Source organism: Aliagarivorans marinus DSM 23064, assembly GCF_000429485.1.
GTDB classification, from domain to species: Bacteria; Pseudomonadota; Gammaproteobacteria; order Enterobacterales; family Celerinatantimonadaceae; genus Aliagarivorans; species Aliagarivorans marinus.
On sequence record NZ_KE386908.1, the window covers coordinates 443,956 to 467,979 of the forward strand.

General features: G+C 52.0%; 21 protein-coding genes. 14 read left to right on the forward strand and 7 right to left on the reverse strand.

Annotated elements, in window-relative coordinates; translation table 11 throughout:
• Nucleotide 1 precedes the first annotated feature (1 nt).
• The 3 genes from G461_RS0119555 to G461_RS0119565 are packed head-to-tail and all read left to right on the forward strand — an operon-like array spanning nucleotide 2 to nucleotide 2,874.
• Entirely contained in the window at nucleotides 2–1,078 is a 1,077-nt protein-coding gene (locus G461_RS0119555) for an ABC transporter ATP-binding protein (RefSeq protein ID WP_026973107.1), read from the forward strand.
• Nucleotides 1,068–1,865 carry an MBL fold metallo-hydrolase gene (locus G461_RS24930; protein ID WP_051333704.1) on the forward strand — a complete coding sequence of 266 codons (798 nt, stop codon included), beginning with the start codon at nucleotides 1,068–1,070 and terminating at the stop codon, nucleotides 1,863–1,865. Before G461_RS0119555 ends, G461_RS24930 begins: the two co-directional genes overlap by 11 nt.
• 31 nt (nucleotides 1,866–1,896) lie before the next feature.
• Entirely contained in the window at nucleotides 1,897–2,874 is a 978-nt protein-coding gene (locus G461_RS0119565) for a LacI family DNA-binding transcriptional regulator (protein ID WP_211236297.1), read from the forward strand.
• A gap of 21 nt (nucleotides 2,875–2,895) precedes the next feature.
• Here the strand turns inward: G461_RS0119565 and G461_RS0119570 are convergent, their stop codons facing one another.
• The gene (locus G461_RS0119570) at nucleotides 2,896–3,672 is read right to left on the reverse strand and encodes an FCD domain-containing protein (RefSeq protein ID WP_026973109.1); all 777 of its coding nucleotides are present in this window, start codon (nucleotides 3,670–3,672) and stop codon (nucleotides 2,896–2,898) included.
• A 41-nt stretch (nucleotides 3,673–3,713) separates the two neighbouring features.
• On the opposite strand from G461_RS0119570, the gene G461_RS26180 reads away from it, so the two are divergent.
• Nucleotides 3,714–3,923, forward strand: a complete 210-nt coding sequence (locus G461_RS26180; protein ID WP_157360370.1) for a hypothetical protein — start codon at nucleotides 3,714–3,716, stop codon at nucleotides 3,921–3,923.
• Here G461_RS26180 and G461_RS0119575 read toward each other — a convergent pair.
• Genes G461_RS0119575 through G461_RS0119585 form a run of 3 tightly spaced genes read right to left on the reverse strand, consistent with a single transcriptional unit; the run spans nucleotide 3,920 to nucleotide 7,434 of the window.
• Complete coding sequence (locus G461_RS0119575; protein ID WP_026960083.1) at nucleotides 3,920–4,927, reverse strand: Ldh family oxidoreductase; 1,008 nt, start codon at nucleotides 4,925–4,927, stop codon at nucleotides 3,920–3,922. The two genes, G461_RS26180 and G461_RS0119575, sit on opposite strands and share 4 nt — an antisense overlap.
• A 10-nt stretch (nucleotides 4,928–4,937) precedes the next feature.
• Nucleotides 4,938–5,954, reverse strand: a complete 1,017-nt coding sequence (locus tag G461_RS0119580; RefSeq protein ID WP_026960084.1) for a zinc-binding alcohol dehydrogenase family protein — start codon at nucleotides 5,952–5,954, stop codon at nucleotides 4,938–4,940.
• Nucleotides 5,955–5,964: 10 nt separating this feature from the next.
• A complete protein-coding gene (locus G461_RS0119585; RefSeq protein ID WP_026973110.1) occupies nucleotides 5,965–7,434 on the reverse strand; it encodes a mannitol dehydrogenase family protein in 1,470 nt (489 codons plus the stop codon).
• A 337-nt stretch (nucleotides 7,435–7,771) separates the two neighbouring features.
• On the opposite strand from G461_RS0119585, the gene G461_RS0119590 reads away from it, so the two are divergent.
• The 4 genes from G461_RS0119590 to G461_RS0119605 all read left to right on the forward strand — a co-directional run bounded on the left by G461_RS0119590 (nucleotide 7,772) and on the right by G461_RS0119605 (nucleotide 11,445).
• Nucleotides 7,772–8,707, forward strand: coding sequence for a sugar kinase (locus tag G461_RS0119590; RefSeq protein WP_026973111.1), 936 nt, complete (start codon nucleotides 7,772–7,774; stop codon nucleotides 8,705–8,707).
• Nucleotides 8,708–8,748: 41 nt separating this feature from the next.
• The gene (locus tag G461_RS0119595; RefSeq protein WP_026960087.1) at nucleotides 8,749–9,390 is read left to right on the forward strand and encodes a bifunctional 4-hydroxy-2-oxoglutarate aldolase/2-dehydro-3-deoxy-phosphogluconate aldolase; all 642 of its coding nucleotides are present in this window, start codon (nucleotides 8,749–8,751) and stop codon (nucleotides 9,388–9,390) included.
• 6 nt (nucleotides 9,391–9,396) lie between these two features.
• On the forward strand, nucleotides 9,397–10,506 hold the full coding sequence (locus G461_RS0119600; RefSeq protein WP_026973112.1) for a mandelate racemase/muconate lactonizing enzyme family protein: 1,110 nt from the start codon (nucleotides 9,397–9,399) through the stop codon (nucleotides 10,504–10,506).
• A gap of 285 nt (nucleotides 10,507–10,791) precedes the next feature.
• The gene (locus G461_RS0119605) at nucleotides 10,792–11,445 is read left to right on the forward strand and encodes a hypothetical protein (RefSeq protein ID WP_026973113.1); all 654 of its coding nucleotides are present in this window, start codon (nucleotides 10,792–10,794) and stop codon (nucleotides 11,443–11,445) included.
• A 318-nt stretch (nucleotides 11,446–11,763) separates the two neighbouring features.
• On the opposite strand, the gene aldA is transcribed toward G461_RS0119605, so the two are convergent.
• From aldA to G461_RS0119620, 3 genes are all read right to left on the reverse strand, one after another.
• The gene (gene aldA / locus G461_RS0119610) at nucleotides 11,764–13,206 is read right to left on the reverse strand and encodes an aldehyde dehydrogenase (RefSeq protein ID WP_026973114.1); all 1,443 of its coding nucleotides are present in this window, start codon (nucleotides 13,204–13,206) and stop codon (nucleotides 11,764–11,766) included.
• A gap of 85 nt (nucleotides 13,207–13,291) precedes the next feature.
• Nucleotides 13,292–14,380: a glycoside hydrolase family 117 protein gene (locus G461_RS0119615; RefSeq protein WP_026973115.1), complete on the reverse strand. Its 1,089-nt coding sequence runs from the start codon at nucleotides 14,378–14,380 to the stop codon at nucleotides 13,292–13,294.
• Nucleotides 14,381–14,825: 445 nt separating this feature from the next.
• A complete protein-coding gene (locus G461_RS0119620) occupies nucleotides 14,826–15,920 on the reverse strand; it encodes an ABC transporter ATP-binding protein (protein ID WP_026960092.1) in 1,095 nt (364 codons plus the stop codon).
• A gap of 606 nt (nucleotides 15,921–16,526) precedes the next feature.
• Between G461_RS0119620 and G461_RS0119625 the strand changes: the two genes are divergently transcribed.
• The 6 genes from G461_RS0119625 to tnpA form a co-directional block, all read left to right on the forward strand.
• Nucleotides 16,527–17,330, forward strand: a complete 804-nt coding sequence (locus G461_RS0119625) for a carbohydrate ABC transporter permease (protein WP_211234239.1) — start codon at nucleotides 16,527–16,529, stop codon at nucleotides 17,328–17,330.
• Nucleotides 17,331–17,539: 209 nt separating this feature from the next.
• The gene (locus G461_RS0119630) at nucleotides 17,540–18,226 is read left to right on the forward strand and encodes a carbohydrate ABC transporter permease (RefSeq protein ID WP_211236298.1); all 687 of its coding nucleotides are present in this window, start codon (nucleotides 17,540–17,542) and stop codon (nucleotides 18,224–18,226) included.
• A gap of 273 nt (nucleotides 18,227–18,499) precedes the next feature.
• Complete coding sequence (locus G461_RS0119635) at nucleotides 18,500–19,747, forward strand: ABC transporter substrate-binding protein (protein ID WP_026973117.1); 1,248 nt, start codon at nucleotides 18,500–18,502, stop codon at nucleotides 19,745–19,747.
• Between the two features lie 242 nt (nucleotides 19,748–19,989).
• Nucleotides 19,990–21,777, forward strand: a complete 1,788-nt coding sequence (locus G461_RS24935; RefSeq protein ID WP_026973118.1) for a methyl-accepting chemotaxis protein — start codon at nucleotides 19,990–19,992, stop codon at nucleotides 21,775–21,777.
• Between the two features lie 517 nt (nucleotides 21,778–22,294).
• Complete coding sequence (locus tag G461_RS0119645) at nucleotides 22,295–23,626, forward strand: carbohydrate porin (RefSeq protein ID WP_026973119.1); 1,332 nt, start codon at nucleotides 22,295–22,297, stop codon at nucleotides 23,624–23,626.
• Nucleotides 23,627–23,811: 185 nt separating this feature from the next.
• The coding region (gene tnpA / locus G461_RS25990; RefSeq protein ID WP_157360324.1) for an IS200/IS605 family transposase at nucleotides 23,812–24,024 on the forward strand (213 nt) is incomplete at its 3' end.

The window sequence follows — 24,024 nt, forward strand, 5'->3', positions numbered from 1 at the left end:
CATGAAACAACTCGAACTAAAAAACGTCACTAAAGCCTATGGTAAGCAGCGGGTCATCCCCGGCGTCGATCTGAGTATCGAACAAGGAGAATTTGTGGTGTTTGTTGGGCCATCGGGCTGCGGCAAATCGACGCTGTTAAGAATGGTGGCCGGGCTTGAGTCGGTCACTGCCGGCGATATCCAGCTTAATGGCCGCTCGTTAAATGGCGTCTATCCTTCCGAGCGCGAAGTGGCCATGGTGTTCCAATCCTACGCCCTCTATCCGCATTTAACCGTGGAAAAGAACATGGCGTTTCCACTGCGTATGGCCGGTCTTAGCAAGGCCGAGGCACTGGCCAAGGTGCACAAGACCGCCGAGAAGTTGCAACTGGGGGCCTTGCTCAAGCGCCTGCCCTCTGAGCTCTCCGGCGGCCAGCGCCAGCGGGTTGCGATTGGCCGGGCCATCGTGCGCGACCCAGCCTTGTTCTTATTTGACGAGCCCTTGTCCAACCTCGATGCCAAGCTACGCGGCGAGATGCGCCTATACCTTAAACAGCTCCATCAGCAGCTTGGTCGCACCATGATCTACGTGACCCACGATCAGGTGGAAGCGATGACCTTGGCTGACCGCATCGTGGTATTGAATCAAGGTCGGATTGAACAGGTGGGCGCGCCAGAGGTGCTCTATAACCAACCGGCCAACCGATTCGTGGCGGGCTTTATCGGTTCGCCGGTGATGAACTTTGTCGACAAAGCGCGCTTTGCTGAGCTTGGTTGTGATGTTGCGTTGCCGACCCACACCGACAGTTTTGGGATCCGCCCCAATCAAATCGCGGTAGCCGGTCATAACCCCGACCTGCTGATGCAGATCTCGGTGGTGGAGCCGCTTGGCCATGCGCGCCTGTATTATGGCCAGTTGAGTGGTGTGAGTGGCGAGCCCTGCAGCGATATCCCGTTTGTGGTGGAGAGCGAGGTGCGTTACAAGGCCGGGGATCTGCTACCGCTGAGCGTGAGCGAGTCCATCGTGCACTGCTTTGACAGCAGTGGAGCACGTATCGAGACCCTCGGCAGCGAACAGGAGGCTGACCATGCTGCATAACCTGAGCCTGACGCTGATCGGCGTTGGCAATGCCTATGACGGCGCGCATACCAACGCCAGTATGCTGGTTGAAGAGCTGGGCTATCGTTTGCTGATCGACTGCGGCCCAACGGTGCCCGCCAAGCTGTTCAGTCAGCTCGAGGTGGGTTCCCTTGATGCGGTGTACCTGACCCACACTCACCCCGACCACTGCTTGGGCATTACCAGCCTACTTAACTGGATGGCCTCAAAGGGGCGCTCGCGTCCGCTTACGCTGGTGGCGCAGCGCGCCCAGTGGCAGGTGCTTGAGCCCTTGGTCAACTTTGCTCACTGGCCCGAGCCCGCGCTGCCATTTCAGCTCGATTGGCAGGCCAGCGAGCAGCTGCAACGCCTTGGGCCGTGGCAGTGTAAAATGGCGCCGACCCGTCATGCCCTGAGCAACCTTAGTATTCAGCTTACCAGCGCCCTCGGGCCGCGGGTGTTTTACTCAGGCGATGGCCTACTCAGCGCCCTGGGTGAAGCCTTAGCCGCAGACAGCGACATGGTGTTTGTGGAGTGTGAAACGCTAAGTCATCACCCCAGCCATGGCTCATGGCAAGATATACAACACCTGCCGCGCAAGGCGCAGAGTCGCTGGTGGCTATACCATATTGAGCCGGTACATCGACAAGCACTGGCAGGTTTGTGCGCTAGCCACTGTGATATTGCAGTGGCGAAAGAGGGGATGCACTGGCAGCTTAGTGCCGATGACAGCAAGGCAAGCAGCAGACACTGGTGTGCAGAGATGTTGAGGGAGAATACCCATTAGTACCATCAATAAGAAAGTGACGGCCTCGGATGTGGCCGCCCATGTCGGCTTGTCGCGCTCTGCGGTATCCCGCGCGTTTACCGAGGGGGCCAGCATTCACCCGGATAAGCGGCAGCGCATCCTCGCGGCTGCCAAGGAGCTGGGTTATCAGCCCAACTTCTTTGCCCGAACCCTAAGCACCCCTGCTCAGCGCAAGCGCTCGAACTTGGTGGCGATCCTCACCAGTGATTTCTCCAACCCCTATCAAAGCTATCTGTTTGAGGAGCTCTCCACGGCGCTGCAGCTCAGCGGTAAGCAGCCGATGCTACTCAATGTGAAGCAGGCCGAAGACCTTGATCAGGCGATCCTTCGCCTGTCTGGCTATCAGGTGGATGGGGTGATTGCGGTGATGGGCTCGCTGCCCGCCGCCAGCTTTAGCCAGTGCTTGAAGCTGTCGCTGCCCTTGGTCACCATGGGGCGCGCCGATGAGCGAGGGCGTATTCCATCGGTGCAGACCGACAACTACCGCGCCGGGCAACTGGCCGCGCAACATCTGTTGAAAGCTGGCCTGACTCGCTTAGGATTCGTGTGTGGTCGGGCCGACGGTCAGGCAAGTATTGAGCGTTTGGCGGGCTTCGGTGATGCGCTCACCGAACATGGGGTGGACGCGCCGCAGGTACTGCATGCCGGGCGCTATGGCTATAGCGCGGGCTTTGAGGTGGCGACCCGAGAGCTGGAAGTGCTGCGCCACTTAGAAGGGGTGTTTTGCGCCTCTGACGCCTTGGCGATGGGGCTGCTAGACAGCTGCCGTGAGGTGGCCAACCTGAACGTGCCCGGGCAACTGCGGGTGATCGGTTGTGACGATGTGCCCCAAGCCGCCTGGCAAGGCTACCAGCTGAGCACGGTGGCGCAGCCAGTGGCCGATATGGTGGCAGCAGTCTTGTCACTGCTCGAAAAGCAGTGGCAAGGCCTGCATAGCGAGCTGGCGGCGGTGCGGGTTGCTCCTTCACTCGTGCTTAGGCGAACCTAGGCGTATTTCGCTTCAAAGCAGCTAGTTGCCGCTAAAGTCCGCATCAAACTCGGTGGCAAAGTAGAGATCCTCGGCGTCGGCTTCCAGATCGTCATGGTTGGCGATCCGCATTAGCTGGCGCTTACTCTTCTCGATATGCATCCACACCGCATGGCGCGCTTCTTCGGCGTTGCGGCGTTGCAGCGCGTTGAGGATCTGTTTGTGGTCATCGATCCACTCGGCCTGCAGCTCTTCTTCGTGCAGGTATTGGTTGTTGAGCTCGTCCCACATCGGATTTGAAACGCGCACCGAGTTCCACATATTGCAGGCCTGATTGATCAGCACCCTGTTTTGGGTGGACTCGGCAATCATCATATGAAATTGCTGGTCCAGCGACTCAAAGCGCGCGCTGTTGCCGTTGATCTCGCGCTCTTGCATCTGCACGATCTTCTTCAGCTCACGTAGCTCGTTAAACTTGATCTGAGTGGCGGCAAAGGCGGCGATGTTGCTCTCTGTGATCTGCCGGGCTTGCAGCAGCTCAAAGGGACCAACGTCACTTTGTGGGGCGATCTCTCGCGGCTTCTGAGGTTGCGGTGTGTCGATAAAGAAGATCCCTGAACCTTGGCGTACTTCCACCAGACCTTTCAGTTCTAACATGATGATCGCTTCGCGAACGGTGGCGCGGCTGGTTTGAAAGCGGCCGCTTAGCTCTCGCTCCGAAGGCAGGCGTTGTCCGGCTTTGAACACCCCGGAGTACAGTAGTTCTTCGATTTGCAGGCCAACGTCATGATAGCGTCGGCGTGATTCTATTTGCTGCATAAGCTTTAACAGACCAAACCAAACTGTGTGCTAGCACCGTCGTGCCAACTCAAGATGTTTGTCGTTTAGCTTGGTTGCCCCTTGTTAGTGAAAAGATAAATGATTATGTCTTTGAAAAGCGGTTCTCTGTCGGAACCTATTTAGAGAAACAAGCATTGCCTGGACAGCAGCAGTACTGTCCAGGCATGCCGATTGCCATTGACTACGACGAGGCGGTAACAAGCATGCCACTCGCCCAGTCAGGCAATTAGGAGACCAGGTAGTCGTATACCGACTGCGCGACTGGAATACCTTCTTTGTCACAACGCTGCTTGTACTCAACCTGCAGGTCGTTTGGTGCCAGTACCTTGTCTTTACCCGGTACTGGTGGCACCGCGTGTAGCTCGCTTACCAAGGTTGCCATGGTAGCGGCAAACAGCGGCGTACCCAGGCGGCTTGGGTCAATCACAATCACCAGGCTGGCCAGCTTACGCATCTTGTCGTAGTCGCCGTACATCTTCACGATGTGGTTGCTGTAGTTAGCGCCCATCAGTACGCCGGTCAGCGCGTCGATGGCCAGTGAGATGCCTGAGCCTTTGTGGCCACCGAATGGCAGCAGGGTCGATACTGCATGTGGGTCGGTGGTGTCGTTACCTTCTGCATCCAGCGCGACGCCCGATGGGATTGGCGAATTGGTCTCTTTGGCGTGCAGCAGCTTACCGAAGGCGGTCGCGCTGGTGGCCATATCGACGATCATTGGGGTGCTGCCCTCAACCGGGAAGCCAAATGCAATCGGGTTAGTACCCAAGAACTTGCTGGCACCGCCGTGTGGCGCAACACAAGTGTCGGTTTGGGTCATCGAGATACCAATCATGCCCGCGCTGGTGGTCTGCTCCATAAAGTAGGACAGGGCACCACAGTGCGAGGTGTTCTTCACGCTAACAAAGCCCAGGCCGGTTTCGCGGGCCAGCTCGATGGCGTGGTTGGTGGCTTCGATCAGGGCTGAGTGGCCCATGCCGTCGTCAGAGTCGAGGATGGCAACTGATGGCGATACTTGCTCGATGCTGAAGTGGGCGTTCGGGTTCAAGCCACCTTCGTTCAGGCGCTTACAGTAGTGCTCTACACGCATTACACCGTGAGAGTGAACACCGGTTGAGTCGGCGTGAACCAACACATCAACCACTTGCTTGGCGCTGTCAGGGTTTAGGCCTGCAGCCAGCAACTTGTTTAAAGCCAGTTGCTTAAGTTCGCTTTCTTTTACAAATTGAGTAGACATGGTCGGTTCCTTAAAAGTTAATCACGCCTTTAATGAGGTCGGCGTTTTCGACCACATCTTGCTTATAGGTCAGACCCACAGTGTCGAACTGGTAGTCTTTGTTTTTCATGATGTCTTCGCTGATCTTGCCTTGGTCCATCAGCTCGATAACCCGCTCGAAATCTTCACGAGTCGCGTTGCGGCTGCTCAGCAGGGTGGTTTCTTTCTTGTGGAAGGTTGGATCGTCCAGTACCAAGTCACCGATGTACAAACCGATGAACACGATCTTACCGCCGTGGCGGATAAGCTCGACGCTGCGGCTCATTGAACCTTTGTTACCGGTCGCATCTAACAGCAGGCAAGGTAGCTCGCCACCGAAGGCGGCTTTTAGCTGGTCAACGTAGTCGTCGGTCAGCGGGTTCAGTGCAGGCACGCCCAGAGCTTTTTCTACGTGGGCGCGGCGCTCGTCGCTAACATCGGCTACCACTACATTGGCACCTTCTGCTTTGGCGATAGCGGCGGCTGCCAGGCCGATTGGGCCAGCACCGATCTGCAGTACGTTTTGACCGGCCTTAACTTCAGCGCGGCGAATAGCGTGGGCGCTAATCGCGAAGCACTCAACCAGGCTACCAGCGCTGTCGCTCAGATCGCTAGGCAGGGCCACCAGGTTGTTCTCTTTTACTGCCAGGTACTCGCTGAAGCCACCGTCTTGGTGAACACCGTACAGCGATACATTCTCACAGCAGTTGGTTTTGCCTTCTTTACAGGCGGCACATACGCCACATGGCAGGCAAGGGATAACCGAGTAGCGGGCGCCTTCTTCGGCCACCTTACAGTCGGCGCCTTTGGCTTCGACCACGCCACAGATCTCGTGACCCAATACACGTGGGTAGCTAAAGAAGGGCTGGCGACCGGCGTAGGCGTGGATGTCGGTTCCACAAATACCTACCGCTTTGATCTTCAGCAGCACTTCGTCGGCTTGATACTCAGGTAGCTCGCGCTCGATATATTCAATCTGATGCGGCTCATTACAGATAAGTGTTTTCATTGTTGTGTTCCTATTTACCGGCGATGGCTTCGATATTGGCCGCCACACTACCTTGTTGAATTGAGATAAACGCGTGCTCTACAGCCGCTTTGAATTCTGGGTTGCTGGTGCTTAGGTCACCGAATACCGCTTTCACAGCCATCAGTGCCTGACACTGTTCGACACCTTGGCTTGCACCCACCAGTGCCTGCTTGAACTCATCAGCCAGTGGGTCGTGCAGTGGCTTGTCGTTGTTCAGGGCATCCAGTACGAAGTGCATCCAACCGGCAATCAACGTTGGCAGACAGGCAGTCTTTGAGCCGCGTTCCAAGTGGTTGAGGATCGGGTCGATGGCGCGCTGTGGCAGCTTTTGTGAGCCGTCCATCGCGATCTGTGCAGTCTTGTGCTTCACATTCGGGTTGCTAAAGCGGGCCAACAGCAGATCGGCGTACTCTTCGAGGTTCACTTCCAGGCTTGGCGACAGGGTCTTGGCCTGCTCTTCCAGCATCAGCTTGCGGGTGGCACGCTTAAAGGTGGCGTCTTCCATGCACTGATAGATGAACTCGAAACCAGCCAGGTTACCGTTGTACGCCAAGAAAGAGTGCGAACCATTGAGCATGCGCAACTTCATCTCTTCATAGGGCAGAACATCGCCAACAAACATCGCGCCGGCTTTGTCCCACTCTGGGCGGCCTGCTACAAAGTTGTCTTCGATCACCCACTGACGGAAGTCCTCACACACGATGCCACAAGGGTCGGCATAGCCGGTGGTTTGCTCAAGGATGGCAAACGACTCATCGGTCATGGCGGGCACAATGCGGTCAACCATGGTGCTTGGGAAGGTCACGTTTTGCTTAATCCAGCTTGCCAGCTCAGCATCGACTTGCTTGGCAAAGCTCAACACCACGTTCTTGGTCAGGTGACCGTTCTCTGGGATGTTGTCGCAAGACATGACACTCAAGGCGGGCAGGCCTTTATCGCGGCGCACTTTCAAGGCTTCGGTTATCAGACCAATTGCCGATTGAGGAGCCGTTGGGTTGGCTAAGTCATGTTGAATAAGGGGATTGTTCAGATCCAGCTCGCCAGATTTCGGGTCGGCGCAGTAGCCTTTCTCGGTAATGGTTAGAGAAACAATCTTTACCTGAGGCTCAGCAATCTTATCGATGGCTGCTTGAATGCCGGTAACCGGGGTATGTAAGGCTTCGGTAACCGTGCGAACCAGACGAGATACGGTATTTGTCGCAGAGGTTTCAACTACGCTGAACAGTCCCTGTTGGGCGTTTAAGTCATCGATTAACTGGGCAGGACCAAACATGTTGATCTCACAAATGCCCCATGGTTGACCAGTGACTTGGTTGGTTAGGTCGTTATAGACCGCTTGATGGCCGCGATGAAAGGCACCAAAGCCGATGTGCACGATATCACTGGACATCGTGTCGCGTGCATACTGGGTGCATTCATCATAGCGGTAGTTCGTAATATCTACGCTGGCCTTATTCATCAATTCCTCCGAATGTTTAACCAATGTGGCCATTCTATCCTGACCAATCCACATAATATCGTGAATGCTATCACACATTGGTTAACCAGTGTAAAAAAGTTTTGTGAGGTCAAATCTAATGAAAAGTCGCGTGTAAATTATGAAACTTCATTAATTGCCTTGGTAATACTGATTTTATGCGGAAAGTGTGAAGTCGGTTTTGTGAGCTGGGGCTCGTTAATTTTGGTTGACCAAATTGAAAGTGGCGCATAACATCTGGTCAAAAGAGTGTTAAGCGATTAACCACTTGTTTTGTGGTGATTACGGCTTAGTCCGCAAGAATTAAGGAGAATACAACGTGTCGAGTGAAATCCTGAGCTTCGGTGAACCGATGTTTGAGTTCAGCCAGGTAGGCGCCAAGCAGGCGGGCGAGCCTGACTTCCTCAGTGGCTTTGGTGGTGATGTCTCTAACTTTGCCATTGCTGCTGCCAGGCAAGGTGCCAAGGTTGGCATGTTGGCCCACATGGGCAACGATGCCTTTGCGGGCGAGTTTGACCGCCTGTGGAAACGCGAAGGCGTGAGCACCGACTGTGTGGTAACCAATCCCCACGCACACACCGGTGTGTACTTTATTACCCACGACGATGACGGGCACCACTTCTCTTTCTTGCGTAAAGGCTCGGCAGCCAGCTTGGTGCGCGCCGACCAACTGCCTCAAGCGGCGATTGCCGACGCTAAGCTGTTGCACGTAACTGCCATCTCCCAAGCGATCAGCGACAATGCCTGCGATGCGGTGTTTGCGGCGATCAATATGGCCCGCGAGTCGAACGCGCTGGTCTCTTACGATACCAACCTACGTCTTAAGCTGTGGTCGCTGGAGCGCGCCCGCGCGGTAATCCGCGAGACTGCATCGCTGGTTGATATCTGCTTCCCAAGCCTGGACGAAGCCCAGCTGTTAACCGGTTTGAAGCAACCAGAAGCGATTATTGATTTCTACCTTAGCCTTGGTGCTAAAGTGGTAGTGCTGAAGCGCGGTAGCGCCGGTGCCACTGTGGCCACCGAATCATTGCGCTACTCGGTAGAGCCTTACAAAGTGACTGCCGTAGATGCAACGGCTGCAGGCGACTCGTTTGCCGGTGCCTTCTGTACCCACTATGTTGCGGGTAAATCACTGGAAGATTGCTTACAGTATGCCAACGCGACCGCTTCAATCACCATCACTGGCTATGGTGCAGTTGCCCCTCTGCCAACGCTGGAGCAGGTAGAAAAACGATTAAGTGGTGTAGCGGTATAAACCGCGCCACCCAAAGCCGAATCTTTAATTAAGGACGAATCATGACGACTTCAACTGAAACCCTGATGGCTCAACTGGCGGAATACAAAGTTGTTCCGGTAATTGCTGTAGACCAAGCTGAGCAGATCTTGCCGCTGGGTGAGCAGCTAGCAACCAATGGCCTGCCAGTTGCCGAGATTACCTACCGCTCAGATGCAGCGACTCAGGCCATCCGCCTGTTGCGTGAAGCCTACCCAGATATGCTGATCGGTGCCGGTACTGTGCTCAACGAGCAACAGGTGATTGAAGCCAAAGAAGCGGGCGCTGACTTTATCGTATCGCCAGGCCTGAACCCTAACACCGTAAAAGCCTGTCAAAAGCACGACATCGTGATTATTCCGGGCATCAACAACCCATCGACTGCCGAGCAAGCGCTGGAGCTGGGTCTGACTGCGGTTAAGTTCTTCCCTGCCGAGCCATCGGGCGGTATTCCGATGATTAAATCGCTGCTGGCCCCTTACGGCATGCTGAAAGTAATGCCGACCGGTGGTATTAACCAAGACAACATCGAGAAGTACCTGGCAGTGAAAGGCATTGTTGCCTGTGGTGGCTCTTGGATGGTTGATAAGTCGCTGGTTAATGCCGGTGAGTGGGAAGAGATCGGCCGCCGCGTTCGTGAAGTTGTCGCGCAGTTGAAAGGTTAATCAGGCATGAGCAGTATCATTACCCGGGTTCAATCCCAGCTATTTAAGGTGCCATTGGCAGAGATCTTGTCGGATGCCAAGCACGGCGACCATGATCACTTTGAGCTGATCACCACCACCATTACCACCGCCGACGGCCTGCAAGGCACCGGCTACACCTACACCGGTGGTAAAGGTGGCTATTCGACCCTGGCCATGCTTGAGCATGACTTGGCGCCGATGCTTCTTGGCAAAGATGCCGCCGATATCGAGCAGCGCTTCGATGATATGGAGTGGCACATTCACTACGTTGGCCGCGGCGGTATCTCGTCGTTCGCCATGTCGGCAGTGGATATTGCGCTGTGGGACCTTAAAGGCAAGCGCGAGCAGCAGCCGCTGTGGAAGATGGCGGGTGGCGAAAGCGATCGCTGTAAAGCCTACCGCGGTGGTATCGACCTGAACTTCTCCAAAGAGAAGCTACTAGATAGCATGCGCAGCTACCTGGAGCAGGGCTTCAATGCGGTGAAGATCAAGGTTGGTCAGGCCGATATGCAGGCGGACATTGAGCGTATTCGTGCGGTACGTGAGCTGATCGGCCCAGACATCACCTTTATGATCGATGCCAACTACGCCCTGAGCGTGGAGCAGGCGATTGAGCTGTCCAACGCGGTTGCCGATTGCGATATTACCTGGTTTGAAGAGCCGACCATTCCCGATGACTATCAAGGCTTTGCCAAGATTGCCGAAGCGACCAAGATCCCGCTGGCAATGGGAGAGAACCTGCATACCATCCACGAATTTGGCTACGCCTTCGATCAGGCCAAGCTCTCTTTCATCCAACCTGATGCCTCAAACTGTGGCGGTATCACCGGTTGGCTACGTGCAGCCAAACTGGCTGCAGAACATGACATTCCAGTGTGCTCACACGGCATGCAGGAGCTTCACGTAAGTCTGGTGTCGTCGCAAGCGAACGCCGGCTGGCTTGAAGTACACAGTTTTCCTATCGACGAATACACCCGTCGCCCACTTGTGGTAGAGGATTGCCTGGCCGTCGCCAGCAACACTCCGGGTATCGGTGTCGAGTTTGATTGGGAAAAACTGCAACCTTACCAGGCGGCAGTAGCAACCCTTAGTTAGTATCCTTTCATTTTCAATTTCTTAGTCATTAGCGTTAGTTTGGGCTCCCTTGTTAGGTGAGCCCTTTTTTTATCTGATCCCTTTTTTTATCTGATCATTGGCGGTAGTGATGTTTGACGAGCTGTTGTTCGATTTACGCTTATTGCTGTCAGCTAGCTTTACACTTGGGCTACGCACTACTCAACTGATTTAAAATAATTTCCAGTAAAACAGAGGGTTAGTTTTGTGGATAGGTAATTGCATATACCATCTGGTAAAACTCATTTCGTAAAAAGGACTTAGCGAATGAAACCGACAACTATCGGGGCTTTGGCGTTGTTTGCCTTGCTATCCCACTCAGCCCACGCGGGTGTCATTGCCGTTGATTACACCGGTAGCTACCACGAAACGGCTGCCCCCGGCGGGGATTTCGACGGCATTGGCGGCTTGGAAGACGTTGCACTGTTTAGCTTGGTGGACGGCGTCAATCTGTTCCAGGGCGCAGTACAGACGCCAGATGACCCTGCTGATGTATTTCTGATTGAGGTCGCTGCAGATCAAACCTTGGTGGCGGCGAGCATTGAATTTGGTAGCAATTTGTTCTTCGACAACGATGACTTTAGCTACAACTATTTGTTTGCTGCCCCGGGCCCTCAATGGACCTTAGAAGAGTCCAGTGAGACCCCCACGATCTTTGATGTCGCTGTGGGTAGTGATTTCGATTTTTCACCGACTGTCATCGACATTCCTTTGTCGCTAGGTGAAGGGATCTACAGCATGTTGCTGGGAAACGGCACCTTTACTGCCGTGGGCTCAGATGGTGGTTACTATCCCGTGGAGTATCAGATGAGCTTTACCATTGAAAGTGACGCGCCAACGGCGGCTGCACCTACACCCGCAATCAGCAGCTTGTTCGGCTTGGCTTTATTGCTGTTAACGGTGCAGCGCAGGCGCGCTTAGTCGTTATACCCGATCAACCTCAAGATGCAGGATTCAGAGGAACTCAATGCCCATAGGGCGAGGCGAAAGTACGAAGGAATGGTGAGCCATTTCAAGTGCTTTCAACGAAGAACTATGGGCATTGAGCTCCTCCCAAAGGGCGAGTTTTCCATCCCCTCATGCTGCGTTACTGCTCCTTGATTTAGACCACTAGATCGGCGGAACAGTGCCTTGCCTGAGGGGATGGAAAATCTCGCTGAACAAGCATCTTGAGGTTGTTCGGGTATAAAGGAAACACAAAAGGGCGCCCTAAGGCGCCCTTAAACTTTTCATCAACGCTTACTTATAGTTGATGTAGAAGGTCTTCTTCTCCATGTACTGCTCGAAGCCGTACTTGCCATCTTCACCGCCGGTACCACTTAGCTTGTAGCCGTTGTGGAAGCCTTGGTGCTGCTCGCCGTGGCCACGGTTTACATAGATTTCACCAGATTCCAGCTCGGTCAGCAGGCGACGAACGTAGCGCATGTTCTGAGTGCAGATCATGGTGGCCAAGCCGTACTCGCTGTCGTTAGCGTAGCCGATCACTTCTTCGAAGGTCTCGAACTTAACAACCGGTAGGATAGGGCCGAATGACTCTTCGTGAACGATGGTCATGTCTTGGGTCACATCGGTCAGTACGGTAGGTTCGAACCAGAAGCCTTTCTCGAACTCAGCGCCGCTTACGCGCTGACCGCCGCACAGTACGGTGGCACCTTCTTCAACCGCTTGGGCAACGAGTGCTTCCATGTGCTCAAGTTCGCGACGGTTAACCTTTGGACCCATGTCAGAGTCGGCGTCCATTGGGTTACCCACCTTCATGGCTTTCACTTTTTCCATGAAGATAGCCATGAACTCGTCGTAGACGCTGGTGTGCACGTACATACGCTCGTTACAGGTACATACTTGGCCACAGTTGTCGAAGCGCGAGTGCAGGGCTGCTGCAGCGGCCTGCTCAAGGTCGGCATCTTCCATCACGATGAACGGTGCTTTACCGCCCAGCTCAAGCTGAACGTGCGCCATGTTGGCCGCGGTTGACTTGATGATCGCTTGGCCAACCGGGGTTGAACCTGTCATGGTCACCATGTTGGTCAGTGGGTGGGCACACAGGGTACCGCCTAGTGCAGAACCGCCACCGGTCACGATGTTCAGAACACCTGCTGGGATACCGGCTTCGATAGACAGCTCAGCCAGCTCCAAAGTGGCCAGTGGGGTTTCTGAGGTTGGCTTAACCACGATGGTGTTACCCGCTACCAGTGCTGGACCAATCTTACGGCCGGCCAGTGCCAGTGGGAAGTTCCAAGCGGTAATCGCAACAACTACACCGCGTGGGATCTTGTAGATGTAGATTTGCTCTTCTTCGTTGTCCGACTGAACAATATCTCCGTCCATCTGACGGGCCCAATCACAGGCGTATTCGATGAAAGACGCGGTCACGTCGACTTCGCCGTAGGCCACTTTCAGCAGTTTGCCTTGCTCTTGAACCAATAGTTTGGCCAGGCGGTCACGCTCGCGGCGGATCAGTGAAGCGAACTTACGTAGGATGTCGGCACGCTCACGGGCTGGGCGTTTGGCCCAATCGGCCTGAGCGCGCTTGGCTGCTTGCATAGCAACATCGGCATCTTTCTCGTCGCCGTTTTGAATAGTCGCTACCACTTCTTCGTTAGATGGATTGATAACCTGATCCAATTGACCGCTCTTCGCGTCGATCCATTGGCCATCTACAAACATTTGATACTGTTTCATTACTCAATGCCTTCCTAGGTTAGAAAGAGTGGTGCAGGGCCAACTTGGGGTTTAGCCCCACACCGATTAACGTCAATAGGTGTGATTAGTTGCTGTTTTGGAACGTGCCCGCATCCAGGATCTGGCGCTTCACGCGGTAGCGGCAGATGTAGTTCCAGTTCCAGCTCGCATCGTACTTGTGGCAAAGCCCCCAATGCAGGCCAGGATCTTCCAGCGGTGTATCGTCGTTCGGGCGGAAGATGCCCAGCGCTTCAGGTGCGCCTTTGATGTAAGACATGATCTCGAAGTTAATGCCATCAGCGGCCCACTGAATGCTGTTCTTCTCAGGTCCGTCGGTGGTAATCAGCGAGGCGATACCGCCGTTTTGGTGCCATACCGCCACTTCGTGACCACTGTTAGAGATCGGGTTGTACTCCGACTTGGTGTAAGGGCCCAAGATATTGTCGGCAATGGCCACGCCATGTTTGATCTCGCGACCACCCATGTTCATGGATTCGCCCATGGTTTCGCCTTTGTAGTACAGGTAGAACTTGCCTTTAAAGAACATCATGCAAGGATCGTGCACCTTGTGGCTGTCAAAGCTGCCTTTCGCTTTCACGTGGAAGCGGTTGTCTTCATCGCCATCCCACTCGCCGTCTTTTGATGGGCTTACAATAGGGGCGTCAGACTTGGTCCATGGGCCGAACGGTGAGTCTGCCCAAGCGATGGCAATCTCTTCAAACTGGCGGTTGGTGTAGGGCGCTTGTACGGTCTGGTAAACCAGATAGTACTTGCCTTCATGAACCAGTACTTCTGGGGTGAACACTGCTCGGTCATCGAAGCGACCTGCTTCGCCGGGGGCGATGGCACATCCGTGTTCAGTCCAGTGTTGGCCGTCTTCAGAGGAGGCGTGCCACACTTCGGTTTTATCCCATGGGAAGACTTTGTCATCTGGGTTGTCAGAGCCGAAACCGACGGTCTCGCCTTCCCCTTTGGTATACCAGCAGTGATAGACACCATCTACCTGAATAACGGCGGTTGGGTCGCGACGAATCACGCCCTCTTCATAAGCGAAGTCACCGGTCAAAGGGGCTTCATCAAATTCAATTAACCACTCAGGGCCACGTTGGTCGTAGCCGAGTTCGATAGCACGGCGCGACGCCAAACTGAGTTTTTTTACTTCGTTTTCAGACATATCCATATTACCAGATACTAAAGATGCTATCAGGTTAACCAATTTTGCGTTTTTGGTACACCTGTATTTTGGGGGCGGCACGGGAACTTGTCATAAGTATGAGCTTGTGCACGTTTTTGTTGCCGGAGGAGGCAAGTGAGCACAGTGTTTGCCGGTTGCCTAGTCGGTCATGCTGACACTCGCTGGCTGGTTAGCCAGTGGTTGCCTGCAGCATAACAAGCTGGCAAGTGTTGTGCGAACCTTGAACAAGCAGAGTGATACTTGGAGCACTAAATAGTGGATTGGCTGACATGCTGATACAAACGGGGGAGAACGTAGCGTGATCTTAGCTGGGGTCAGTGAGTCGGGGGAGGGAGTGGCAAAGGGATACCCAAATGCGGCGCTAGCTCCTGAGGCAGTATGTTGCGGCAGGAGCTGAGCGCGCAGGTTAGCGGCTGATGAGCGACTACACGTTGCTTACGCAGAATCCGCTTTCATCGAACACGTGACAGCTAGCTGGCGAGAAGTACAGATCCAGCTTCTGGTAGGCGGTCACTTCTTTATCGCCTGGGTGGTGCACAATAAAGTTGTCTTGCTCGGCAAAGCGGCCGAATAAGTACGTGCTGTTACCCAAGCGTTCAACCACTTCGCTCTCGAACTGAATCTTGATGTCGCCGTCTTGCTGGTCGACCGAGATATGTTCTGGACGAACACCCACTTTCACAGCGGCATCGATGCTTAGGTTGTGCTCGGCGGCTACGGCAAGTTCAATCACTTGCTGGTCGTCTAGTCGTACGTGGATCTTACCTTCAGCGATGTCTACCACTTTGGCATCAACGAAGTTCATCTTCGGCGAGCCGATAAAGCCGGCTACGAACATATTGGCAGGCTTGTTGTACAGATCCAGCGGGGTACCCACTTGCTCAACACGGCCGTCACGCAGTACCACAATCTTGTCGGCAAGGGTCATCGCCTCTACCTGATCGTGGGTTACGTAGATCATGGTGGTGTCGATTTCTTGGTGCAGCTTGGCGATTTGCAAGCGCATCTCAACCCGCAGCTCGGCATCAAGGTTTGATAGCGGCTCATCGAACAAGAAGGCTTTAGGGTTACGTACAATGGCGCGGCCAATGGCTACACGCTGACGTTGACCACCTGATAGCTCTTTTGGACGCCGCTTAAGAAGGGCTTCAAGCTGCAGCGTTTTGGCTGCCAACTCAACGTTCTTCTTAACTTCGCTCTTAGACATGCCGTTCATCTTCAAGCCAAAGCCCATGTTCTCTTCCACGGTCATGTGGGGGTAGAGGGCGTAAGACTGGAACACCATTGAGATGCCACGATCGGCCGGCTCGACGTCGTTAACACGCTTGTCATCGATATGGATATCACCGCCAGAGATTGTTTCCAGACCTGCAATTAGGCGCAACAGCGTTGATTTACCGCAGCCCGATGGGCCAACGAAAACAACGAACTCTCCGTGCTCGATATCTAAGTCTACTCCATGAATAGTTTGGACTTTGCCAAACCGCTTCTCTACATTAGATAGTTTTATTCCTGCCATTATTTAGTCCTAAAGATGAACTCTTACCTAGTTGTCAACCAAATTACCCTAAAAAAGACCATTGGTTAACAGGTTTGTGGATTTAGCGTCCATATTGTGAACCAACTCATAGTTATAGGGTTGGAGACTTAGTTACTACATACGATGCCTCCGAATTTGAGCTGGGTCACATTAAACTTGTCAACCAATTGCTAGTCTAGCCCCATGATTTGGTAGGCCAATACTTTTTTTTGGCCAAGTAGCTGGCCCGGGACAGGCGCTATTACTGGACTTAGGGCAAATCAAAGGAAGGTAGTTATGGAACTAAGGTGCTGGGCTCAGATCTCAGCGCGGGCTCAAGGGACGTCGAGTACTGCTAGTAGCAGAGGCGAAACAAAAGAGGGCGCATGCACATTGCTGCAACAATCCACCTCTCTCTTCGGCCTTAGCCAACAGTTCAAATAGCAGTACAGATGTCTAGCCAAGCGCTAAACAAAGTTGATTAACCACGTAGCCAGAATAGCGGCTGTGTAATATTGATTGATGTAAATTGAGGTCATAGTTTTGAAAGTCGACAAAAGGTTATTATTCCTTCTCCCCGCATTGTTTCTATACATAGCCTTTACTATGTTTCCGGTAATGAAAGGGATCTCGCTATCCTTAACCGAATATGCAGGCGTGGGTGAAGCCACTTTCGTTGGAATGGACAATTACAAAGAGATTTTCCAAGACCAACGTTATCTGCAAGTTCTCAAGAACACCTTGGTTTATGGCATCACCGTTGTCATCTTCCAAAACGGCCTGGGACTTATCTTTGCAGCCATCCTAAACAGCATCCCCGCAGTACGCGACGCAATCCGTACCGCCTTGCTGGTTCCTTCAATGCTATCACTGGTTATCGCCGGCTACGTATGGCAGTTCCTGTACGCACCAATGGGCGGTGGCTTAAACGAGTTGTTGGTATCTTTGGGCTTAGGCAGCTGGCAGCGGGTATGGCTGGGTGACTCAAGCATCGCGCTGTTCTCGGTAGCGGCTGTGCACGTGTGGATGTTTGTTGGTTACTCCACCGCTATCTTCCTGGCTGGCTACTCAGGTATCTCTTCTGAGGTGAAGGATGCAGCTCGCGTAGACGGCGTGTCTCCTATCAAATCCTTCTTCTACATCGATATTCCATTGTTGGCGCCGGCCATCACGGTAAACATTACCTTGGCAACCATCGGTACCCTGAAGTCTTTCGAATTCCCATTCATTATGACCGCGGGTGGACCTGACTACGCAACGATGACCCTAGGTTTGAGAATCTTCCAGTTGATCTTTAGTGAATTTAAGTATGGTTCTGCTGCTGCGCTATCGGTAGTGATGATTCTACTGGTTGCCCTTATCACGGTTGCTCAAAACAGCTACCTACGTTCGAGAGAGGATAAGATCTAATGGATGGTATTACTATTAAAAGCAAGGTGGAAAGCGTGGACTCATCCTCGAATAGCAAATTAGCCAGCATCTTTTGTATGCGGAATATTAAACAAGGCTCAATGATTTTCTTAATGAGCGCTGTGACCCTAATATTGCTATCTCCAGTGATTTATATGGTGTTCATGTCTTTCCGTAGTCGTCGGGAAATTATGATGGAGCCGTTAGCGTTGCCAACTAAGTTTCATTTTAGTAATTACCTGAATGTAATTGCCGATATGAACTACCTTGGTACCGTAATGAATACCGTAGGTGTAACAGTTGTAACTATTATTTTGGTGTCGATTCTGTCTTCACTAGCTGCTTACCCACTAGCTAGATTGCGCAGCAAGGTTTCATCATTAGTTTATGTTTTCTTCCTGCTGGGTATGGTTATTCCACCGTTTGCAGCATTAACGCCTTTATATCTGTTTATTCGTGATTTGGGCTTGCTGGATACCTATGCGGCACTGGTTATCGTATATACAGTTGGACACTTGCCTTTGGGTGTATTCTTCTACACAAGCTTTATGAAGGCGATTCCAAAAGAGTTGGAAGAGGCGGCTACCCTGGATGGCGCAAGCCCACTGAAGATCTACTGGTATGTCATCTTCCCAATGCTTAAGCCAATCACCGGTACGCTGGCTATCTTCATCACCTTGGGTGTATGGAACGACGTAGTTAACCCGCTGTTGTTCATTACCACCAATGAGAAGCTTACCATTATGCCTGCGGTACTGCGTTTCTTGGGCACCTACTCGGTAGACCCAACCAAGTTGTTCCCAGCTGCGGTACTGGCGTCCTTGCCACTGTTGGTTGTGTTCTTCGCACTGTCTAAACAGATTGTGAATGGTATGACCGCAGGTGCGGTGAAGTAATTGGATATATGCCAGGTAGAATGTTATTTATTCACCTGGCATTTTTTATGATTTATTAAGTTTTGGAGAGAGGTTGTGATATTTGAATCTTTTTCCATGTGGCGTTTATTTGATCATATTTTTTTATTTTGTGATCTGCGCTGAAAGCGTTTACCTGTGTTTTATGTAAGAATGCAAGTGGACGAATGAACGACCGTTAATGTAATGCTTTAGCAACATTGTGTTAGTGAATAAACTAATGCAGAAAATATAACGACATAAGGAAGCAACGATATGGAACTTAAGAATGCTGTAGCTGGCTCATTATTAGCTACTTGTATGTTCAGCTTATCTACTCAAGCTGCGACAGAGCTGGAAGTATCCAGCTGGAAGGGAGCCGGTGCAGAAGTCGCTAACTTTCCTCTGATTATCGAGCGTTTCGAAGAGAAATACCCAGATATCAAAGTTAAATTAAACTACATGGCTCGTAACGACATGGTGACCAGTATTCCAGCGCGTATGCAAGCTGGCAATCCACCTGATGTTGTAATGGTTGATGCCGAGTTTATTTTGCACTGGGGCGGTAATGGCCAGTTGATGCCTCTAAATGACCAAGCTTATGTTGAGCGTGTGCAACCTCACCTGAAGCGCTTTTTAGGTCTGGGTGACGACATCTACTATTCAATGCTGCAAGTGTCTGGTATGGGTGTGTACGTAAACGATGACCTGTTCAGACAGGCCGGCGTTGAGAGCTATCCAAACACCATTGATGAGCTAGTAGGCGCTTGTAAGGCGTTTAACGACAAAGGAATTCAGCCTTTGCTAATGGCCGCGAACAACGGTGGTTGGACTCCTTATGTTTACTTCTTGGCGATGGCGCTGGCTGATTCTGATACGCCAAACCCAACCCGTATCGATGATTTCGTAAGCGGTGAGAAGAAATTTGCTGACGACCAAGCGATGAAGAATGCCTTCGAAGGCTTCCGTGCGATGATCAACGCAGACTGCTTCGATCCAATGGTGTCTGCCGGTACTGACCCATGGTCTGTTGCTCTGACTACCTTCCAATCTGGCCGTGTTGCGATGCTGCCTCAGGGTATGTGGAACATCACGCCATTTAGCAATGACCAACTGCCTGAGAACTTCTCACTGCACCCATTCCCAGTAATCAATGGCAGCAAGCCAGTGGTGATGGATTACAACGGTCCGGGTTGGGCGATTCCAAAAGATTCTGGCCAAGTTGAAGCGGCTAAGAAATGGATCGACTTCTGGATGACCGATGAGAACTTGAAAGAGTACTTGACCGCTGACACCTCGATCACCACCTTGCAAGGCGGTACTTCTGGTGTACCTTCGCTGGCTGCGCCATACGAAGATGCACGTACTGCTGGTCAAGTTGTGACCTTCCCGGTGGGTTCTATCCCAGCAGATTTGGGTGCCGAAATGCCGCATGACATCACCTCGTTCATGCTGGACCCAGATCAAGACTACAACGCTATCTTGGCCCGTTGGGACAAGCTTGTAGAAAAAGAACTGAACTAATTAGCTGTTGAAAAGCTGATAGCTTAGCCACGTACCAGGCAAACACATTGTGCTTGTCTGGTACGGATTCGGTCACTACTTAGCGTGCAGCGCTGAGGCAATGGGACTTAAAGGACGTCCCCGACAATCGGTAATTAACAATAGATATGTGTGATTTATAGCGTCACAAGGAAACATCCGCACCAAACCTGTGTGGCAGGGTTTTCTTGGTTAGAACCCCAGCAAGAATTAGAGTTTTGAATATGCAAAAAGCCTCGTTTAAGTTGAAGATCATCTTGGTCGTAGTTGCAGTATTACTCGCCTCCCTCCTGTCATCCTTTCTGGTTACAAAGAGAATAATCAGCGATAGCATCGAGCAGACCTATCTTGAGCATCTGACAACTCAAGTTGAGCTGATCTCGGAGCGGGTTGAGTCCGAGGTGGCATCAGGGATCCGCATCGCCGAGAGCGTTAACCTCAATCTCTCTAATCTTGCCCATATTCAACACGCGACTGGGTTTTATCGCGTATCCAAAGTGATGTTTGGCTCCTTGTTCACCCCCGATCCTGAGGTCGAGTTTGTTGAAGGGCAGCCGCCCACGTTCACCAAACTTGATGAGACCACCGAGCAGCATTATTTACAGCTAGATGAAATCGCCCAACGTGAGATTAATCTTAGTAATGTGTTTTACGACAGCGGCATACCGCTGATGTCGATTTCCCAAAGCTCACTGGACTCCAGTGGCGGTACCGACATCTTTATTCTCGACTTGTCGAGGATCTTGCAAGGTCTTGAGAACAAAGACGTTGAAGGCAGCTACATCCAAGTTATCGATAATAACGGCGAGGTGGTGTTCTCCAACCTTGTGGACGTGGACGATGTGACTAGCCTGGAGCAGAGTATCTCGATCCACGACCGCGAGTGGAAGGTCACCGGCTATATCGACAATCAATACATTGCCCAAAAAAGTGCTGACCTAAACCAGCGCATCACCCTGCTAATGCTTCTGGCCGCGGCGCTGTTTGTCGCTGTTGCTGTGATTGCCATCAACCTGACCTATCGGCCGATCTCTGCCTTGCGCGGGGTGATTGATGCGCTGTCATCCGGCGAGGCCGATCTGACCCGTCGACTGAATGTCACCAACAATGACGATATCGGCAAGATCTCGTCAGGGGTAAACAGCTTTGTTAGCAACCTGCAATCGATTTTGCTGAACCTGCGTAGCTCCAGTGAGCAAACCACCCATCAAGTCGGCGAACTGCAAGATAAAACCGACGCCAACGAATCAATGATGCTGCGCCACAACGAAGAGATTATCCAGGTGGTTACCGCTGTCGGTCAGATGGCGCAGGCCGCCGATAGCGTGGCCCAATCGAGCGAAGAGGCCTCAGCGCTTGCTCAAGAAGCGCTGACCAGCGCCGACGCCAGTAAGCAAGTGGTTGAAGAGTCGGTCACCTCGGTGAACGCACTGAGCTCGGAGTTCGAGCAGATGGTGAAATCCGCCAACTCGATGAATGCCGACGTAGAAAAGATTTCCACGGTCCTCGATGTGATCGGAGGCATTGCTGAGCAAACTAACCTGCTGGCACTCAACGCGGCCATTGAGGCCGCGCGTGCCGGTGAGCAGGGCCGAGGATTTGCGGTGGTCGCCGATGAAGTTCGGCTATTGGCTGCCCGTACCCAGCAAAGCACCTCTGATATTGAGAACATGCTAACCAATCTGCAGCAGGGCAGTCAGGCGGTTAAGCAAGAGCTGGAAGCAACCCGATTAAGTTGCTTGGCCACTTCTGACCAAACCATGAAAGTGCATGAGTCTCTGGACTTGGTGCTCAATGCGGTTAACGAGATCGTGGCCCGTAACCAGGAAATTGCCTCCGCCGCCACCGAGCAGCGCACCGTGACCAGCGAAATCCACCAACGTATTGAAGAGATCAATGGCATGGTGGAAGACCTAAAAGTAAATAGCCGGCAGTCTGTTTCCAATATGAAAGAGCTGGCCAGAGCCAATCAATCGGTTGATGAGTTAGTCGGGCGTTTCACCCTGGCTTAACTTAGCGCACGTTTTGAAAACTATCTTTTCGGGTCGGCTAGTCAATGGTCGACCCTTATATTATCTTCTAGCCAGTACTACGTAAGCTAATTAGTCTGGTGTTCAACATCGCCCGCAAAACCATTTCTACGACGTCGTGGTAAACCTCTCGCTCTCCTATTTACCTGATAATTGGTAAATCAATATTGCGTGACATAAATGCTTGTGAAATAAGCAAAAAAGCTTATTGTCATTAGCTTTAGTCGTGTAAAACCAAGGTGTTAAGTCGTCCATATGCTTTGGTTGTGATGTTTATGAGATATTGATCTCATTTTTGCTGGCTCAACATATTAGACCAAAATCCATTATTGGTTGATTGCTGATCAAATATGTTAGATCTATCACTTTATTTTGGTTGGCCTTTCGATACCATTTCTTCAGCCAATGGGTAATTGGTTAATTAGTTTTTAGGAAGAACGTACTACTTACTGGAAATCTAAAAGGGATGTAGGTCCCGGAACGGACGAAAGGAACAATAATGAAAAGCAACTATTTTAAGATCTCAGCAGTGGCGTCTAGCCTTCTGATTGCGATGTCTGCACAGGCCGCAATTCCTGAGGGTGCAAGTTTCAAAGGTTATGCCGTAGCAGGTGCTGGTTTCTCGAACAGCGACATTCTGAATACTGCCGCGTATGACTGGGCAAACAACGGCTTCAACATCTTCCGCCTAGACGGTACTCACTACGACCACTCTGGTGGCCGCCTGGGTAACGAAGCGAACTGGCTTGAGATGTACATGGGCTACGGTTTCGCAGAAACTAACGGAATGACGTGGGGCTTCAAAGCAAACGTTGTTTCTGACGGTGCTACTCTGGATCTGGATGAAATCTACACCCAAGCGACTGGCGTGTTTAAGTCTAACCCTGATGCAACCATCTGGGTTGGTAAGCGCTACTACGGCCGTGTAAGCACAAACATCAACGATACCCTGCCACTGCAAAACGATGGCTACGGTTTCGGTATCGAGACCGTTGATATCGGCTTCGCTGATCTGGAACTGAGCGTAACTCGCAACCTGTACGATGGTAGCTCAAACGATGACCAAAATGCTGTTTTGGGCGATCTGACTGCATTCCAATCTGCGATTAAAGGTATTCACATTACCGATGGCGCTGCACTAGACCTGTTCGCTAACTACGGTGCCCATATTGGCCCTAACTCTAAGAGTGATGTGACCAAAGAAAACACTGATAGCGCATACCAGCTAGCTACCCAACTGCGTCTGGGTGACTGGAACAACTGGAACAACATCTTCCTGCGCTACAGCAACAATGCTTCACACTCTATCACCGCGACTTACCTGATCATGCCTGAGCATCAGATTGGTGGTTTCTGGGAAGGTGTTTACAACGTAACTGATAACTACCGCATCCACTATGTATGGTCTCACGAGACGTCAATGTTTGATGACGAAGCGCGTTTCCGTACTGGTGCCCGTGGCTACAACTACGGCGACGTAGATAAGAAGCACTGGAATGCCGTAGTGCTGCGTAACAGCTACACCTGGAATGAGCGCTTCACTACTGAGCTGGAAACTGGCTATGAGTCAGCGAAGTTCAAAACTATTGATGGCGGCTCTCAAACCAACGATGGTTATAAAGTGACTCTGTCTCAAAACATCCATATCAACAGTGGCTTCTGGGATCGCCCAGTTCTGCGCTTCTTCGTGACCTACGCGTCTCAAGATGTGGCCAAAGCAACCACCACTGATTGGAACTCTTGTGATGAAAACTGGGTTTGTGATGGCCCATCTAAAATCGGCAAGACCAACGCAACTACCGTTGGTGCTCAGTTCGAAGCTTGGTGGTAAGCCTCGCTCAATAAGCTGATTTAATCGCTCCTAGTAAAGCCCGCATAGTTGCTATGCGGGCTTTTTATTTTCGGCCCTAAACCACCTACTTCAGTAGGTGGTTATCATCCGGTGAGGCTTTGCCTGAAGACCCGCTCATGCTAAATGCGCCTTTGATTTTTAGCGAAGTCAAAAGGACAAATAACATGAGCAGATACAAGCAAGCATCACACGTATTTTGGCGGTGTCAATATCACATAGTTTGGACGCCCAAGTACCGATTTAGGATATTGAGAAATAATGTAGGGAAAGAAGTCTATCGGTGTATTCAAGTTTACTGTGCTCAGTTGGGATGTGAGGTCGTCGAGCTCAGCGTCCAAAGTGACCACGTACACTTGATTGTAAAGGTTCCGCCAAAG